Annotated in this window: 15 protein-coding genes; 5 read left to right on the forward strand and 10 right to left on the reverse strand. The window is 74.4% G+C overall.

Going from position 1 to position 15,962, the window contains the following annotated elements:
- Positions 1–37 precede the first annotated feature (37 nt).
- Together ACWD4U_RS13255 and ACWD4U_RS13260 are read right to left on the reverse strand one after the other, a co-directional pair.
- Positions 38–694, reverse strand: a complete 657-nt coding sequence (locus ACWD4U_RS13255; RefSeq protein WP_363452007.1) for an ABC transporter — start codon at positions 692–694, stop codon at positions 38–40.
- Positions 691–1,515 carry an ABC transporter ATP-binding protein gene (locus ACWD4U_RS13260; protein WP_363452093.1) on the reverse strand — a complete coding sequence of 275 codons (825 nt, stop codon included), beginning with the start codon at positions 1,513–1,515 and terminating at the stop codon, positions 691–693. Before ACWD4U_RS13260 ends, ACWD4U_RS13255 begins: the two co-directional genes overlap by 4 nt.
- 102 nt (positions 1,516–1,617) lie before the next feature.
- Between ACWD4U_RS13260 and ACWD4U_RS13265 the strand changes: the two genes are divergently transcribed.
- Both ACWD4U_RS13265 and ACWD4U_RS13270 read left to right on the forward strand, forming a co-directional pair.
- Complete coding sequence (locus ACWD4U_RS13265; protein WP_363452009.1) at positions 1,618–2,943, forward strand: VWA domain-containing protein; 1,326 nt, start codon at positions 1,618–1,620, stop codon at positions 2,941–2,943.
- 2 nt (positions 2,944–2,945) lie between these two features.
- A complete protein-coding gene (locus ACWD4U_RS13270; RefSeq protein WP_363452011.1) occupies positions 2,946–3,926 on the forward strand; it encodes a peptidase in 981 nt (326 codons plus the stop codon).
- A gap of 46 nt (positions 3,927–3,972) precedes the next feature.
- Here ACWD4U_RS13270 and ACWD4U_RS13275 read toward each other — a convergent pair whose 3' ends face one another.
- Positions 3,973–6,195, reverse strand: coding sequence for a terpene synthase family protein (locus ACWD4U_RS13275; protein ID WP_363452013.1), 2,223 nt, complete (start codon positions 6,193–6,195; stop codon positions 3,973–3,975).
- 117 nt (positions 6,196–6,312) lie between these two features.
- Positions 6,313–6,996, reverse strand: a complete 684-nt coding sequence (locus ACWD4U_RS13280; RefSeq protein ID WP_363452015.1) for a VC0807 family protein — start codon at positions 6,994–6,996, stop codon at positions 6,313–6,315.
- Between the two features lie 234 nt (positions 6,997–7,230).
- Here ACWD4U_RS13280 and ACWD4U_RS13285 point away from each other — a divergent pair, with 234 nt between their 5' ends.
- The 3 genes from ACWD4U_RS13285 to ACWD4U_RS13295 all read left to right on the forward strand — a co-directional run bounded on the left by ACWD4U_RS13285 (position 7,231) and on the right by ACWD4U_RS13295 (position 10,033).
- Positions 7,231–8,028, forward strand: a complete 798-nt coding sequence (locus tag ACWD4U_RS13285) for a CPBP family intramembrane glutamic endopeptidase (protein WP_363452017.1) — start codon at positions 7,231–7,233, stop codon at positions 8,026–8,028.
- Between the two features lie 119 nt (positions 8,029–8,147).
- A complete protein-coding gene (locus ACWD4U_RS13290) occupies positions 8,148–9,437 on the forward strand; it encodes a sensor histidine kinase (protein WP_363452019.1) in 1,290 nt (429 codons plus the stop codon).
- Positions 9,389–10,033 (forward strand): response regulator transcription factor, encoded by a 645-nt coding sequence (locus tag ACWD4U_RS13295; protein WP_363452022.1) that lies wholly within the window; start codon positions 9,389–9,391, stop codon positions 10,031–10,033. Before ACWD4U_RS13290 ends, ACWD4U_RS13295 begins: the two co-directional genes overlap by 49 nt.
- A 7-nt stretch (positions 10,034–10,040) precedes the next feature.
- Here ACWD4U_RS13295 and ACWD4U_RS13300 read toward each other — a convergent pair whose 3' ends face one another.
- The 6 genes from ACWD4U_RS13300 to ACWD4U_RS13325 form a co-directional block, all read right to left on the reverse strand.
- Positions 10,041–10,550 (reverse strand): hypothetical protein, encoded by a 510-nt coding sequence (locus tag ACWD4U_RS13300; protein ID WP_363452024.1) that lies wholly within the window; start codon positions 10,548–10,550, stop codon positions 10,041–10,043.
- Complete coding sequence (locus ACWD4U_RS13305) at positions 10,547–11,236, reverse strand: hypothetical protein (protein ID WP_363452026.1); 690 nt, start codon at positions 11,234–11,236, stop codon at positions 10,547–10,549. The genes ACWD4U_RS13300 and ACWD4U_RS13305 overlap by 4 nt, the downstream gene beginning before the upstream one ends.
- Positions 11,233–12,534, reverse strand: a complete 1,302-nt coding sequence (locus ACWD4U_RS13310) for a putative T7SS-secreted protein (protein ID WP_363452028.1) — start codon at positions 12,532–12,534, stop codon at positions 11,233–11,235. Before ACWD4U_RS13310 ends, ACWD4U_RS13305 begins: the two co-directional genes overlap by 4 nt.
- Positions 12,531–12,827: a WXG100 family type VII secretion target gene (locus tag ACWD4U_RS13315; protein WP_363452030.1), complete on the reverse strand. Its 297-nt coding sequence runs from the start codon at positions 12,825–12,827 to the stop codon at positions 12,531–12,533. Before ACWD4U_RS13315 ends, ACWD4U_RS13310 begins: the two co-directional genes overlap by 4 nt.
- Positions 12,828–12,925: 98 nt before the next feature.
- Positions 12,926–13,843, reverse strand: a complete 918-nt coding sequence (locus ACWD4U_RS13320; protein WP_363452032.1) for a carbohydrate kinase family protein — start codon at positions 13,841–13,843, stop codon at positions 12,926–12,928.
- 75 nt (positions 13,844–13,918) lie between these two features.
- Positions 13,919–15,925, reverse strand: coding sequence for a glycoside hydrolase family 32 protein (locus tag ACWD4U_RS13325; protein WP_363452034.1), 2,007 nt, complete (start codon positions 15,923–15,925; stop codon positions 13,919–13,921).
- Between the last annotated feature and the right edge of the window lie 37 nt (positions 15,926–15,962).

The following is a 15,962-nucleotide window of genomic DNA, read 5'->3' on the forward strand; positions in this document are numbered from 1 at the left end:
TATTCCGATCCGGTCCGGTGTGTCCGTTTCCTGCCGGTCACTCGTCCCGGCCCGCCAGCGCGACCGCTCCGGCCACCGCCGCCGCGGCCAGCCCGAGCGCCGCGGGCGCCGTCCACCACGGCAGTACCAGGCCCTTCCCGGCCGACCCGGCCACCAGCGCCCGCACCACCGCGTTGGCCGGCGAGCCCGGCAGCACCAGCACCGCCACCGCTCCCGCCAGCGCCAGCGGTATCCCGTACGGGGACCGCCGCAGCACCGGCCGGTTGCACACCGCGCCGATCGCGGCGCCCAGCGCCAGGCACACGCCCGCCGCCAGGGCGCCCGCGAGCAGCGTCGGGGCCGCGCCGGCCCGCGAGCCGCCGCCCGTCGCCAGGACGCCGGCGATCCCCGCCGCGGCGGGCACCGCGGCCGCGAGCACCGCGGCCAGCAGCGCCCCCAGGTGCACCCGCCACCATCCGGCCGCGGCCACCAGGCAGCCCCGCGAGGCGGCCGGCTCGGCCGTCACCACCGTCCGCACCAGCCACGCCGTCACCGGCACCAGGACCCCCGCCGCGTAGCCGAGCGCCCCCAACTCCTCGTCCCCCGCGGCCACTCCGACCACCATCGCCAGTACGTACGCCAGCACCGGCGGCACCCACCGCTGCGAGCGCACCAGCAGCGCGAAGTGATAGCGCGTCAGCGCCCGGACCGTCACGACCCCTCCTCCGCCCGCACGCTCCGGACGTGCACCGCCGGGACGGCCAGCAGCCGCCGCAGCAGCGCGTCCGAGTGCGCCGCCGCGACGTCCAGGCGGATCGCCCCGTCCGCCAGCGGCTTGCGCTCCGGGCCGCCCGGCAGCCACTGCGGCAGCTCCGCCGCCTCGACCACCACCACGGTGCGCGGGCCGTGGCGGTCCGCGTCCGGCAGCGCCGCCGCCCGCAGCCGACCGTCGGCCACCGCGTACGCCGCGTCCACCAGCCCGGCCAGCCGGCCGGGGTCGTGGTCGACGAAGAACACCACGCCGCCCGCGGCCGCCCGCTCGGCGACCGCCTCGTCGAGCTCGCCCCGCGCCGCCTGGTCCAGCCCCGTCCACGCCTCGTCGAGCAGCAGCACCTCCGGCTCGGCGAGCAGCGCCTGGGCGACCGCCACCTTCTGTGCCGTCCCCTTGGAGAGCCGGCCGATCGGCGTCCCCGCGCGCTCGGCGATGCCGAAGCGCTCCAGCCAGGCCCGGGAGCGGCGGTCCGTCTCGGCGGCCGACAGTCCGCGCACCCGGCCGTGCTGGCGCAGGTAGCCGAGGACGTCGAACGGCAGCGCCGCCGGGAACCGCTCCGGCACCCAGGCCCGACTACCCGTCACCTCCACCCGCCCCTCCGCCGGCCGCTCGATGCCCGCGAGCAGTTTCAGCAGCGTCGACTTCCCGCACCCGTTGGCGCCCTCGATCCGCACCAGCGCGCCCGGACGGACCGTCAGCTCCACCCCGCGCACCACCCAGGGCCCGCCCCGCCCGTACCGCTTGCCGACACCCGCCAGACGCACCGTCACCCGTCCTCCTCATCGCCGACGCATGCTATGCACGCCAACCCCGGCTCGCGCCACCCGCGTTGGGTGAACCGACCGGACGGTCCCTAGGATGCGTCGGTGATCACCACCACCAGAACACCACGGCCGGCTCGCGGGGCCGCCCTGCTGGGAGCGCTGGCGATAGTCGCCGGTACCGTGCTCGGCACCCTCCCCGCGCACGCCGACGAGCCCGGGGCGCCGCCCGCTCCCACCGAAGCACCCAAGGTCAACCTGGTCCTCGACGGGTCGGGATCGATGCGGACCGCCGACATCCAGGGCAAGAGCCGGATGGCGGTCGCCCAGCAGTCGATCGACGAGGTCATCGACGCGCTGCCCAGCGAGACCGAGTTCGGCATCCGCACCCTCGGCGCGACCTACCCCGGCAACGACCAGAAGGAGGGCTGCAAGGACACCAAGCAGCTCTTCCCGGTCGGCAAGACCGACAAGGTCGAGGCGAAGACCGCGGTCGCCACCCTGCGGCCCACCGGCTGGACCCCGATCGGCGTGGCGCTGCGCGCCGCCGCCCAGGACCTCGGCACCGGCCCGACCACCCGCCGGATCGTGCTGATCACCGACGGCGAGGACACCTGCGCCCCGCCCGACCCGTGCGACGTGGCCCGCGAACTCGCCAGCCAGGGCATCCACCTGGTGGTCGACACGCTGGGCCTGGCGCACGACGACAAGACCCGCCAGCAGCTGCTGTGCATCGCCAACGCGACCGGCGGCACCTTCACCGACGTCCGCACCCAGGAGCAGCTGACCCAGCGCGTCAAGCAGCTGGTCACCCGCGCCCAGGACACCCACACCGTGACCCCCGCCAAGGCCGCCGGCACCGACCAGTGCGCCACCGCGCCGGTGCTCGCCCCGGGCGTCTACACCGACCGTGAGAAGTTCTCCGAGCACCGCGTCTACCGGGTCCCGGTCAAGGCCGGCCAGGAGCTGCGCGCCTCGGTCAGCGTCACCCCCGACCGTGCGGTCGCCCGTGACTACGGCGTCCTGCTGCAGGCCACCGACCAGCGCGGGCAGGAACTCGTGCGCGGCACCGACGCCGGCAGCGGCCGCACCGACGTCGCCTCCACCGGCGTCCGCTGGTCCGCGCCCGACGGCGGTTCCGCCTCGCCCTCCGCCTCCGCCTCGGCCGGCGCCAACTCCACCGACACGCAGACGGTCTGCCTGGTCGTCAGCAACTCCTTCGCCTCGCAGGCCGGCGTCCAGGCCGACCCCGGTCTGCCGCTGGAGCTGACCGTCGACGTCGTCGCCGCCTCCCCCGCGCCCGACGGCCCCGCGATGGGCCTCGGCCGTGGCTGGATCCTGCTCGGCGTCCTCACCCTGGCCGGCCTGCTCACCGGTCTGATCTTCGGCTGGCTGGCACGCTGGCGGATCGCCGTCTGGCGGGAGAACTGACCATGCGAAAGCTTCTGCTCCCCGCGACCGCCGCTGCGGCGCTGCTGGCCCTGACCGCCCCTGCGGCCTCGGCCGCCTCCCCCTCCGCCACACCCTCGCCGTCGGCCTCCGCGCCCGCCGCGGGTTCCCCGTCCGCCGCCGCGTCCGCCGCGGGCGCGGGCTCCTCGGCGCCGTCCGCCTCCAGTTCCTCGTCCGGCAAGCCGGTGGTGAACTCGGTCGGCACCAGCTTCCTGACCGCGACCACGCTGGCCGCCGGACAGGACGCGGACGTCCCGGTCTCCACCGGCGACTACCTGTACTGGGCGTTCCCCGCCTCCGAGGGCCAGACCCCGACCGTCCAGGTCAAGGTCACCCTGCCGGACGCGGCGGACCGGCACGGCCCGCAGACCTGGACCGTCGAGCTCTTCGACGGCCTGCGCCGCCGCCAGTCCTGCACCGCCGGACCGCAGAGCGGCACCGCCGAGCAGACCGCCGGCACCCTGTCGATGAGCTGCACCCTGCGGCAGATCCGCTCCTGGGCCGAGCCCTGGGACGGCGACCCGCTGCCCGGCACCTACTACGTCCGGCTCTCCGCCTCCGACGTCCAGCAGCAGGACCTCGGCCTCGCCGCCCAGGTCCACCTGCACGTCGCCACCAAGGGCGGCGCGGACGACGCCCAGCCCGAGGGCGGCGCGCTCAAGGCCCCGCTGGTCCCGCCGGTCAACCCCGGCTCCACCGCGAGCGCCGCGGCCGCCACCCCGACGCCCACCGCCTCCGCCACCCACGCGGCGGCCCCGGTCGCCGCCGTCACCCACTGGTACTCCGACCTCTTCTCCGGCTGGAACACCCGTTGGTGGTGGACCGCCGCCGGCGGCATCCTCGCCGCCCTCGCCGGCGTCGCCGGCTACTCCCTCACCCGCCACCCCCGCGGCCGCCGGCGCCCGCCGCACGCCCCGATCCCCCAGCAGTCCCAGCCCACCCAACCGCAGAACTCCTGGCAGTAGTAACAGGAACCCCGCGCCCCGACCGGGCGCGGGGTTCCCCGGGCGGCTACCCCCTCAGCTCCGCCAGGATCCGCACCGCGGACGTCCCCAACCCCACCGGCCCGCCGAACAGCACGGCCTCCCGCACCTCCGGCACCGCCGTGGACGGCGCGAAGTGCCGCTTCAGCACGTCCTCCGTGTACCGCCGCGTCCGCTGGTGCCAGTTCAGCACCGCGGCCATCCAGTCCTGCAGCTCCTCCACGTACCCGTCGAGGGCCGCCGCGGCCTCCCCCTCCAGCCCGAAGTCCTGCTTCACCAGCGGGAGTTCACCCGCCACCAGGTGCCGGAACTGGCTCATCCGGGAGGCGACCAGGTCCGCCACGATGTCGACCGCGACCGCGTAGTCGCAGGTGAAGAAGGACTCCACCACCCGCACCAGGTTGTGGAACTCCCCCTCGTACTCGATCTCCTTCTGGTACGAGTGCAGGTCGTTGACCAGGCTGCCGTAGTCCGCCGCCGAGCTCTCGATCGCCCGCACGGTGCCGCTCCGGTAGACCTCCTCCGGGATCACCGAGCCGCGCGCCAGCCGGGCCAGACTCATCGTCAGGTCGGAGCCGAAGGTGGCGCGTCGCATCTCGATGTAGTCGACCGGGTCGGGGATACGGTTCTGCGCCTGGTTGGCGAGCTCCCACAGCCAGCTGTCGATCATGTCGCCGACCGCCCGGCGGAAGCTCTCCCGCGCGGGCGGGCCGAACGGCGCGACGGTCCGCGCCCACAGCTCGGCGAGCCCGCGCTCCAGCGCGTTGCGCGGGGCGAACGGCAGGCTGCCGTCCAGGGTCATCAGCTCGTGCAGCCGCTCGTTGGCGAGCTTCGCGCCGAGCAGGTCGCGGCCCCGGCCGTACACCGCGGGGTAGTAGTCGTCCGCGTAGGTGCCCCAGGTCAACCAGGCGGAGCTGAGGTCGAGTTCGGCGGGGGTGGCGTCGGGGTCGATGCCGGCCGCGCACAGCGCGAAGTCGTAGTCGCGGAGCTTGGCCTCGCTCCACAGGTCGGTGGCCGGTACGCCGGGCTCCGGCTCCAGCAGTCCGGTCTCCCGCGCCCAGCCGACGACGTACTCGCGGGCGGCGTCCAGGTGCGGGCTGAGCCGGGTGGGGTACGGCATCGGCAGCTCAGGCAGCACGGAGGGGCCGGTGCGGCGCGGGGTGTGGGTGAAGCTCCGCAGACCGCGCAGGCCCGCGGCCAGGCGCAGGTTGGCGGCGGAGGTGCCGAGCCCCCTGGGGCCGAGCGCGGGGGCGCCGGCGCCGCCGCCGTTCATGTAGCGGCTGGAGCGCATGTGCCACTCGTGGCCGCCGGACTGCCAGTCCTGCAGTCCCTTCACGTACGCCAGGACCCGGGTGATCTCCCCGGGGTCCAGGGCGTGTTCGGCGAAGAGCGGGGCGAGTTCGGTGAGCGCGGTGTTCTCGAACTGCTGCAGCCGGGAGGTGAGCAGGTCGTTGACGGCGTCCGCGGCCTGCTGCGTCGAGCAGCCCAGGAAGGTCTCCAACACCAGCACGCCGTTGGAGAGTTCGCCCTCCTCGCCGATCTCCCGCTCGTACGAGAACAGGTCGTTGCGCAGGTGCACGCCGTCCGAGAAGGCGTCCCGCAGCACCCGCAGCGGACGGGAGTGGGCGACCGCCTCCGGCACCTCGGCCTGCGCGGCGTACTCGACCAGCCCGGCGGACCACGGCGCGCCGCCGACCTTGCGCCGCATCTCGATGTACTCCACCGGGTTGGCGACCCGGCCCTCGTCGATGTTGGAGAGCTCCCAGAGCGACTCGTTCAGCAGGTTGCGGGTGGACTCGGCGAACCGCGCCCGCCAGTGGGCGGACATGTGCGGGACGGTGCGCTGCCACAGGTCGGCGAGCCCCGCCTCGACCGGGTTGGTGGCCTCCGGGAAGCCGTCCGCCAGGTCCATCGGCATGAACGCGGGCAACCGGTCCAGGTAGGCCTTGCCGCCCTCGCGGTCCAGCGTCCGCTTGAAGATCTCCAGGAAGTGGTCGTCGAAGAAGAAGACCCAGGTGTACCAGTCGGTGACCAGCGACAGCGCCTCGGCGTCGCAGTCGGGGTGGGTGTACGAGCAGAGCAGCGCGTAGTCGTGCGAGTCGAGGTCGTGCTCCTCCCAGACCCCGGAGCCCTCCAGCATCCCGAACCCCCGTGCCCACTCCTTGGTGTGGACCCGGGCCTCCTCGTAGTGCGGGTTGATCCGCGCCGGATACGGCACGTAGAAGTCCGGAAGTTCGAACGGCTGAGCCACTGGGTCCCCGCCCCTTAGTCGACGTGAATCGGCGCTGTGCCTAACGAGCCCAAGGGCCCGCCGTCACCGCTACCCCGCTGGGCCGTGCGAATGCCGAACTCCACCCGTTCGAGCGAACTACCGGGCGTTTCGCACCGCGTCCGCCTTCACCTCTGCGCCGACCAGTGCGGCGATCCGGTTCGCCGGGGCGCCGCCCGCCAGCACGCCGACGCCGAGCGCGCCCAGCAGCAGGACGGTGCCGAGCCAGACCATGGTGTCGACCGGCAGCGTGTAGGCGCCGACCACCCGGGCCGCGCACTCCAGCACCAGCGGGACGCCCCAGGCCAGCGAGAAGGCGCGGGCGCCGCGGCGGAAGGCGACGGTCCCGGACACCCGTTCCCAGGCGGCCTCCCGGGCGGCGTCGCCCTTGACCACGAAGGGCTTCAGTGCGGCGGTCATCAGCGGCCGGCCGAGCAGCGCGGTGACGATCATCGACGCGCCGACGACGCTGCTGACCGCGCCGTCCTTGGCGAGCATCAGCCGCGGGTCGCCGCTCAGGAAGGAGAGCGCGATCGCGGCGAGGTTGACCACCAGCATCAGCGCCGCCAGCGGGCTCGCGGACCGCCCGCGCAGCAGCTCCCCGACCGTGCGGACCGCGGGCACCGCCGAGCTGAGCGCCAGCGCGGCGACGGTGCCGAGTCCGAGCCCGGCATGCGCCCCGTAGTACACGCCGACCGGGAGCGCGACGTCCAGCAGCAGCGGACGCAGCGCGTCGGTGCGGGCGTTGCGCTGCTGCGGTGCGGTGGCGATGCCGATGGCCATGATGTCTGCTCCCCGTGTCCCTGCTGCCGCTCCCTGCGACGTGTCCCACTCTGCCGGGCGGACCGGAGGCGGGGTCAGTGCCGGCGCTCCACCAACCGGCATGACGGATGTCATGGGTGACGGGGGTACAGCTGGCTGCACCCCCAGCGGGTAGCTGGACGCAATGGCACGGGCGGCGCGGCACGGAATCGTCGTCGGGGACGGAACCCCTCCACTACCGAACGAGGCCCAGTCGTGCCCAAGCCCTCCTTCCGGCGAACCGCCGTTCGCCCCACCCCCGCGCGCCCGTGGCTCGCCGAGGCCGCGGTGTTCCTCGCCGTGGCCTTCCCCGCGGCGGGCGCCCTCGGCGCGCTGCAGCCCGCCACCGGCCTCCCCACGGACGTGCTGCAACTCACCCAGTTCGGACCGACGTTGGGCGTCGCCGCGGTCGCGCTCGGCCGGCCCGCCCGGATCCGGCACCGGCTGGCCGGCGCGCTGCCCGGCCCGGGCCAGGGCTCCGCCGCCCCGGCGCTCCTGTTCAGCGGCCCGCTGCTGGTGGCCCTCGCCGCCCTCGCGCACCTGCTGCTCCGCGGGCACCTCCCGTTCACCGACCCGGCCACCCTCCCCGCCCCGTTCGCCGTCGTCGCCGCGGCCCAACTCCTCGGCGCCTGCGGCGAGGAGCTCGGCTGGCGCTGCTTCCTCCAGCCCCTGCTGCGCACCCGTTTCGGCCCGCTCGCCTCCTCGATCACGGTCGGCCTGCTGTGGGGCTGCTGGCACGTCCAGGTCTTCGCCCGGTCGGCGCCCTACGCGGCCGGCTTCCTCATCGCCACCGTCGCCATGTCGGTCGTCCTCGGGCTCGCCCAGGAACGCCTCCCCGCCAACCGCCTCCTGCTCTCCGGCGGCTTCCACGCCCTGGTCAACCTCGGCATGCTGCTCGTCCTGGACGAGGAGACCGGCGACACCCTCCCGATGCTCCTGTTCGCCCTCGCCGCCACCGCCACCGCCCTGCCCTGGGCCCTCCGGCCCCGCGCGGCCCGCCCCGCCCTGACCTGACGTCACACTGCAGGCCGTCACCCGCAGCGACCCTCCGAAAGGCCCGCCGTGCCCGCACCGCAGTCCACTCCCGCACCGCCCACTGCCCGCCCGGCTCCGCCGGATAGCATCGCGCTGACATGACGGATCGCCAGACCATCCGACGATCGCTCGGCCGCGGCCCCGCCGCCCTCGCGCGCTGCCAACTCCACTGGCTCGCCGCCCTCGCCGCCGCACTCCGCGCCCTCGCCGTCACCGGGGCGCTGCTGCTGCTCCCCGTCGGCCTGGGATTCCTCCTCCTCCCGCCCGCGGCCCGCGGCCTCCGCGCGACCGCCGACCGTGCCCGTCGCCGGGCCGCAGCCCGCACCGGCGTCGCCGCCCTCGCGCCCGCACCGCTCCCGGACACCGGCAACGCCTACCACCGCACCGCCGCGCTGCTGGGCGACGACGCCCTGCGCCGCGAACTGCTCTGGGCCTGCCTCGCCCCGTGGACCGGCGGCCTGCTGGTCGCCCTCCCGCCGGCGTTCGCCGAGTACGGGCTGTTCGGCGCCCTGGTGCAGCCGTTCCTGTGGCGGCGGTTCGGCGACGGCAACTGGTACGCCTTCGTCCCCGTGCACTCCCCCGCCACCGCCCTGGCCGCCGCACTGCTCGGCGCCGTCTTCCTGGCGGCCGCCGTCCGCCTCGCCCCGGCCGTCCTGGACCGGCACGCGGCCTGGACCGCCCGCGCCCTCGCCGGACCCCGGACCACCGCCCACCTCACCCGCCGCATCGACGAGCTGACGGACCGTCGCGCCGACGCGCTGGACTCCCAGGCCGCCGAGCTCCGCCGGATCGAACGCGACCTGCACGACGGCGCCCAGGCCCGGCTCGTCTCGCTCGGCCTGACCCTCGATCAGGCGGAGCGGCTGCTGGACGACGACCCGGCGGCCGCCCGCCGGCTGCTCGGCGAGGTCCGGGCCAGCTCGGCGCGGGCCCTGCAGGACCTGCGCGAACTGGTGCACGGCATCCTCCCGCCGGTCCTCGCCGACCGCGGCCTGCCCGACGCCGTCCGCTCGCTCGCCCTGGACTCCTTCCTGGACGTCCACGTCGACGCCGAGCTGCCCGGGCGGCTGCCGGCCGCGGTCGAGGGCGCGGGGTACTTCGCGGTCGCCGAACTGCTCGCCAACGCGGGCAAGCACGCCCACGCCCGCGAGGTCCGCATCCGGCTGCGCCGCCGGGACGGGCTGCTGCGGATCACCGTCACCGACGACGGCCGCGGCGGAGCCGACCCCGCGCGCGGCACCGGCCTGCGCGGCATCACCCGCCGGCTGGCCGCCTTCGACGGGACCCTCACCCTGCACAGCCCGCCGGGCGGGCCCACCACCGCCACCCTGGAGCTGCCGTGCGCGTCGTCCTCGCCGAAGACCTCTTCCTCCTCCGCGACGGCCTGACCCGCACCCTCCAGGAGCACGACTTCGAGGTCGCCGCGGCGGTCGACAACGGGCCCGCCCTGCTCCGCGCCCTGCGCGAGCTGCGCCCCGACGTCGCCGTGGTGGACATCCGCCTGCCCCCGACCCACTCCGACGAAGGGCTGCGCGCCGCGCTCACCGCCCGCGCCGAACGCCCCGCCCTGCCGGTCCTGGTGCTCTCCCAGTACGTCGAGCAGCTGTACGCCCAGGAACTGCTGGCCGACGGCCACGGCGCGGTCGGCTACCTGCTCAAGGACCGGGTCACCCGCACCGACCAGTTCGTCGACGCCGTCCGCACCGTCGCGTCCGGCGGCACCGTCATGGACCCCCAGGTGATCGCCAGACTGCTCGCCCGCTCCACCGCCCGCGGCACCACCGCCGACCTCACGCCCCGCGAACTCGACGTCCTGCGCCTGATGGCCGAGGGCCGCTCCAACGCCGCCATCATGGCCACCCTGCACATCGGCGAGAGCGCCGTCGCCAAGCACACCGCCGCGATCTTCGGCAAACTCCACCTGGACGCCACCCCCGACGCCAACCGCCGCGTCCTCGCCGTCCTCGCCTACCTCAAACGCTGACGCCCCGTCAGCCCTGCTCCCGCCGCAGCACCAGGTGCGCCACGTCCCCGTCCCGCGACCGCTCCCAGTCGACCTCCCAGCCGCGGCGGGCCGCCAGGGCGGCGACGCCCGCGAGGCCGATGCCGCGGTAGTAGCGCTTGCGGACGAAGGTGTGGGCGGCGGTGTCCTTCCACTGGTAGCGGTACTTGCCGCTGTCGTTCCAGTCCCGCCGTTCGTCGGCGATCCGCAGGCCGCGTTCGATGCCGCGCGCGATCGCCCGGTCGGCGAAGTCGGACCAGTCCTGCGGGGTGCCGCGGCGCTCCAGCCGGTAGCGGGCGGAGGTGAGGACGAGCTTGGACGGGCCGGGCTCGGCGGTGCCCTCGTCGGGGTCGCCGCCGTTGTCCAGGACGTCGTAGACCACCCGCGGCAGCAGCCAGATCCACTGCAGCCAGAACTGCAGCGCCAGGCCCACCTCGGAACGCGCGGGCAGCGGGCCGGTCTCCACGCCGGGCGGCGCGGGGGTGTGACGAGTGGTCATCCGAACGCCTCCGTGATGTTCGCCGCGGCCTGCCCCGGCACCACCGGCGCCACCTCCCCGGGAACCCCGGGCCGGTCGTACACCACGGTGTCGACGATGCCGGCCAGCATCGCCACGTACTCGGGGAAGTCGACCAGCGACGGGGTGCTGAGCGTCATCGTCACCAGCGTGTCCGCCCCGGGCACCGGCACGTACGCGCAGGCCTGCGCCAGCTCCAGCGTGGTCGCGCCCTCGCCCTCGTCGGGGAGTTCGACCAGCGAACCGGAGACCGTCACCACCACCGGCCCGACCGGCGCCTGGGCCCGGAACACCTCGTCCGCCGGGTCGAGCGAGAGCAGGTCGTGCAGCGCCGCGGCGGCCACCTCGGCGTCCGAGGTGTCGGCCTCGTCGGCCTGGATGACCAGCGTCGCGATCGTGACCCGGTCGTCCTCGGTGCCGCCGAGCAGGAAACCCGAGTAGACCGCCCCGTCCTCCGCGGCCGACGCGGCGATCTCCCGGTACCAGGACGCGACGGTGCTCCGCTGGAACTCGGTGCCGCCGGACCACACCTCCGCCGCGACCTCGCCCAGGTGCGCCTCGCGCTGCTCCTCGGAGAGCTCGACGCCCAGGGAGTGGAACTGCACCGGGACCTCCCACCGGATGTCGTCCCCGGGAGCGTCCGTCCGTTCGATCTGATCCGCCGTCACGATCCCGTCACCTGGTGGTAGAGGTTGGGCGCGTTCCAGATCAGGCCGCCCGTCTTCATGCCGATCTGGGTGCCGCGCGACCACCACGAGGTGGCCGGCAGCGAGAACACCTTCTGCCCCGCCTCACCGATCGAGGCGATGCCGGGCAGGTTCTTCAGCGGGGTCTTGGTGAACACCGGCGTCAGCACCTTGCTGTGCAGCAGGCCGCCCGCCATGTGCGTGTTGACGATCGAGCGGCCCGCCTCGGCCAGCTTGGACCCGGCGGCGATCGCCCCCTCGCCCTTGGCGATGGCCTTGACCCCCATCACCGCGCCCTTGCCGGCCTTGCCGACCGCCCCGACGAACGGGACCACGCCCACCCCGTCCAGCGCGATCGTCGACCAACTCACGTCCGCCCCACCGAGCTTGGCCAGCCCGTGCGAGCCCAGCGCGACCGCCGAGGCACCCGCCGAGGCCACCCCGAGCGCGGCCGACAGCGGCGGGCACCACATGGTGGCCAGCGCGGCGATGCCGAGCACCGCGGAGACGCCGCCCGCGATGTCGCCGATCTTCTTCAGCAGGCCGGCGTTCCTGGTCGCCCAGTCCTTGATCTTGTTGCCGATGCCCTTGAAGCCGTTGCCGATCTTCTCCCACATGCCGATCTCGGGCGCGTTCTGGTTGGCCCTGCGCAGCGCCTTCGCGGTCCGGTCGGCATCGTCGTGGTGGTGCTCCAGCAGTTCCCTCGCCTGCTTGACGATCGCCTCCAGCTCGTCCTGGATCGACTCCAGGTCGCGCCGGGCGGTGTCCAACTCGCTCTCTGCCGTGCGAAGTTCGGCCGCCGCGACGTTGATCCTGCGCTGCGCGTCGGCGAGCGACGCGTCGTCGCCGAAGGACTTCCCGGCGAGCGCGAACGCCGGATTCTCCGACGCGCTCTGGTACCGGTTGGCGGCCTGCCCCCACTGGTCCTGCGCGGCCTCCTTCCGCCGCTTGGCGTCCGCCGCCTGCTGCTCGTAGCGGCGGGCGACGTCCTGGTACGAGGTCAGCTGCGTGCGCCAGTTGCCCAGTTGCGTCGACGCCGTCTTCATCGCGTCGACGCTGTCGCTCAGGTACGTCGGCAGCTCGCCGACCTTCCCCGCGAAGCCCTTCGCCGCGTCGCCCTCCCAGATGCTGCCCCCGCGCCCGACCGCCACCAGCGTCCGGTGGGCACTCTCCATCGCCCCCGCCGCCCGGTTCAGCTTGGCGACCAGCCCGTCCACGTTCTCCGGGTTCCCGGGCGCCGGATCGAACCCCAGCGCCGGAAAGTCGGCCCTCCCGCTCACGCCGCCCCCTTGGCGAACGCGGCCCGGATCGCCTCGTCCGTCTCCGCGTAGTTCCGGCTGGTCTCCCGCAACTTGCCCTCGATCGCCTCGACGCCCTGCGCGATCCTGGTGATCGCGTCCTGCCAGCTGTCGTCGAAGTCGTCACAGGCCCGGTCCAGCGCCTTGCTCCCCGTCGTCTTCGGCCCGGTGTCCCGCATGGCGCTCAGCGCCTCGCGCATCTCCTGCCGACTCTCCTTCAACTGCCGCAGCAGCCGATCGAGCTCGCTCACCTCGACCCGGAAATAGTCCCCCATGTGCTGCGCGCTCCCCCTGGGCCTCGAATGACAGATGGGAACACCTTAAGGAAGAACCAAGCCCAGTCCATCACCAGGTAAAAATACGCGCCGTTCCTTCACATTCCTCCGGCCTCGCCCGCGCCCGCGGCGAGTTCGGCGGCGGTGGGCGGGGTGGCTCCGGCCCGGGAGACGGTGATCGCGGCGGCGGTGGCGGCGGTCCGCAGCGCGGCGGCCAGCGCGTCCGGGGCCGGGCGGGGGAGGTCGAGGGCGGCCAGGACGGCGGACATGAAGGAGTCGCCGGCCCCGACGGTGTCGACGACGGTGGTCGGCGGGGCGTCGGTACGGGTCTCGCCGTCGGCGGTGAGGGCGAAGGCCCCTTCGCCGCCCTGGGTGACGATGACGACGGCGGGGCCGAGGGTGAGCCAGCGGGCGGCGCTGTCGCGGACCGGAACGCCGGGGTAGAGCCAGGCGAGGTCCTCGTCGCTGGCCTTGACCAGGTCGCTGAGGCCCACGCAGTGCTCGACGGCCGCGACTCCCGAGCGGTGGTCGCCGAACAACGCGGGTCGGACGTTGGGGTCGTAGGAGACGGTGGCGCCCCCGGTCCTGGCCTCGCGGAGCAGCCGCCGGGCGACCGCCGCACCGGGCTCCTGCACGGAGGCGAGGGAGCCGAGGTGGACGTGCCGGGCGCGGGGCACCGCGGTCGGTGCGAGGCTCCAGTCGATGGCGAACTCGTACGCGGCCCGTCCCGCCGGGTCGAGGGTGACCAGGGCGGTGGGGGTGGCGACCGGCTGACCGTCCGTCAGGACCGTGACGCCGCCACCCGCCAGGTGGGCGCGGATCAGCTCGCCGTACCGGTCGTCGCCGAGTTGGGTGAGCAGGGCGGTGCGACGGCCGAGCCGGGCGAGCCCGTAGGCGACGTTGGCGGGGCTGCCGCCGGGGTGCGGGTGGTCGGGACGGCCGGGGGTGCGGACGATGTCGGCGACGCACTCGCCGATGACGAGGAAGTCGACGTCTGCGGTGGTGGGCTCTGCCATGGTGCTCGGCTGCTCCTGTGTCCGGGGTCGGGTGCGGGCGGCGCGCCAGGGGCCCGGGCGCGCCGCCTTCGGGTGTCAGTCGCTGAGAACGACCTGATCGACCATCAGGTGCCCCCAGGCGCCGGTGGCGTCGTCGAGGATCTGGAGTTGGGCGCTGCGGCCCTGGAGGTCGGTCAGGTCCCAGTCGACGGGGCGGAGGCTGCCGCTGTCGCCACCGGTGGCGGTGCGTACGGGTCGGCCGTCGACCAGCAGGTTGACGCTGGTCGCGCCGGGCGAGCCGAGCGGGTGGTTGCCGCCGGCGACGAGCAGGTGCAGGGTGCTGCGGTCGAGGGTGAAGGCGGGTGAGGTGAGGGTGCCGGTGGCGGTGTCGCGGCCGGCGAAGGTGTCGAGGACGGCGGCTCCGACGGAACCGGGGAGCTGTTCGACCGTCGGGGCGGTGCCGGCGAGGTCGCCGGTGGCGACCCAGCCGGGAGCGTAGGCGCCGCCCTCGAAGTCGGCGAGCAGCCGGGCGGGCCGCTGGGCGAGGTCGGTGTACTCGGTGACGGTGAGGTGGGCGAAGGTGGCGGCGCCGCCGCTGGTGAACAGCTTGAGCCCGTCGTCGGCGGGGTCGGCGAAGACCTCGTCGGAGTGGACGTGGCGGCCGTCGTCGACGAAGTACTCGACGCTGGTGCGGTCGACCAGGACCGTCAGGTGGGCGCTGGTCCGGGCCGGATCCCAGGGGGCGTGCGACTCCAGGTGCGAGCCGTCCGGGGAGGGGTTGCCGGTCTGACCGCGGTTCAGGTAGCTGACGTCGTGGTAGATCCCGGCGTCGGCGTGCCGGGTGCCGTCCGCGGAGACCCGCAGTTGGACGCCGAGGTTGTCCAGGACGTTCCAGCTGACGTCGGCGTCCAGGCGGTACGCGGTGCCCCGGTAGGGCAGCGTGGTGAGCCCGTTCACCTGCACGGTGCCCAGGTCGGTGGTCCGCGCGGCGTGCTGGTCGAGGCCGGGCGCGGGGCGGGAGGCCAGGGCGTAGCCGTCGGCGTAGTGCTTGAGGGAGAGCTGCCGGGTGATCGCGTCGGTGCCGTTGAAGCCGTCGGAGGCCCAGGTCGGGGTGGTGTACGGGTAGGTCCAGTTGTTCAGCCAGGCGGTGGCGTACCGGTGGTCGAGCGGGGCGGCGGGATCCTCCCAGGTGACGCCGGCGTACCAGTCGAAGCCGTGGTCGAGCCACTGCGGGGCGGCGGTGTCGGGGGTGAAGGAGGTGCCGTCGAAGCTGCCGGTCCAGTAGGCGTAGGTGTTGGGGGCGCCGGTGAGGTAGCCGTTGGCGCTGGCGCCCATCACCCAGTGCAGGGTGCCGTCGTCGGCGCGGAGCCGGAACAGGTCGGGGCATTCGAGGGTGCCCAGGCCGGTGTGGGCGGAGTCGGAGGCCCAGGTCCAGTTCTTCAGGTCGGGCGAGGTCCAGAAGCTGATCTTCGTGCCCTCGGCGAGCAGCGCGACCCAGCGGTGCCGGTCGGCGTCCCAGACCAGCTTGGGGTCGCGGAAGTCCTTGCGGCCGCCGTTGGGGAGCACGGGGGTGTCGCCGTAGGGGCGGAAGTTGCGTCCGCGGTCGGTGGAGTACCAGAGGAACTGGGCCTGCGGGCCGGAGGCGTCGGCGATCTGGGCGGGGGTGGGGTGGTCCATCTGCGTGACCATCATGACCACGGCGCCGGCGCCGAACCCGGCGGTGTCGTCGGTGTCGACCACGGCGGAGCCGGACCACAGGTCGTAGTTGGCGTTGGTCTGCTTCGGCGCGGCGACGCCCTGGTCGTGGAAGGCCACGTTGTCGGTGCTGGTGGCCTGCCGCCAGGCGGTGCCGACGGCCTGCCCGTAGTCGGCGTTGTAGAGGTAGTAGGAGTGGAACGCGCCGTCGAACCAGAGCGGCCGCTGCGGGTCGTTCTTCCAGTGGTCGGGCACGGTGAAGTGGTAGACGGACCGGCGGCTGTCCGCCGCCCGGGCCGCGGTCGGGGCGGCCGGCCCCGGGGCGATGACGGCGGCGGCGGTCAGCACGAGGCCGAACAGCGCGGCGAGGCCGAGCCGCAGCCGGTGGAGCGAGGAGCGTGGGGTCATGCTCGACTCCTGGACTTTCGGGTGGGTGGGGGGAGTT

The sequence above is a fragment of the Kitasatospora sp. NPDC002522 genome (assembly GCF_053595195.1).

Bases quoted from the DNA above. Each gene is read 5' to 3' on its own strand.
- ACWD4U_RS13270 (WP_363452011.1), top strand. From the start codon at position 2,946: ATGCGAAAGCTTCTGCTCCCCGCGACCGCCGCTGCGGCGCTGCTGGCC.
- ACWD4U_RS13280 (WP_363452015.1), bottom strand. From the start codon at position 6,996: ATGGCCATCGGCATCGCCACCGCACCGCAGCAGCGCAACGCCCGCACC.
- ACWD4U_RS13290 (WP_363452019.1), top strand. From the start codon at position 8,148: ATGACGGATCGCCAGACCATCCGACGATCGCTCGGCCGCGGCCCCGCC.
- ACWD4U_RS13300 (WP_363452024.1), bottom strand. From the start codon at position 10,550: ATGACCACTCGTCACACCCCCGCGCCGCCCGGCGTGGAGACCGGCCCG.
- ACWD4U_RS13315 (WP_363452030.1), bottom strand. From the start codon at position 12,827: ATGGGGGACTATTTCCGGGTCGAGGTGAGCGAGCTCGATCGGCTGCTG.
- ACWD4U_RS13320 (WP_363452032.1), bottom strand. From the start codon at position 13,843: ATGGCAGAGCCCACCACCGCAGACGTCGACTTCCTCGTCATCGGCGAG.
- ACWD4U_RS13325 (WP_363452034.1), bottom strand. From the start codon at position 15,925: ATGACCCCACGCTCCTCGCTCCACCGGCTGCGGCTCGGCCTCGCCGCG.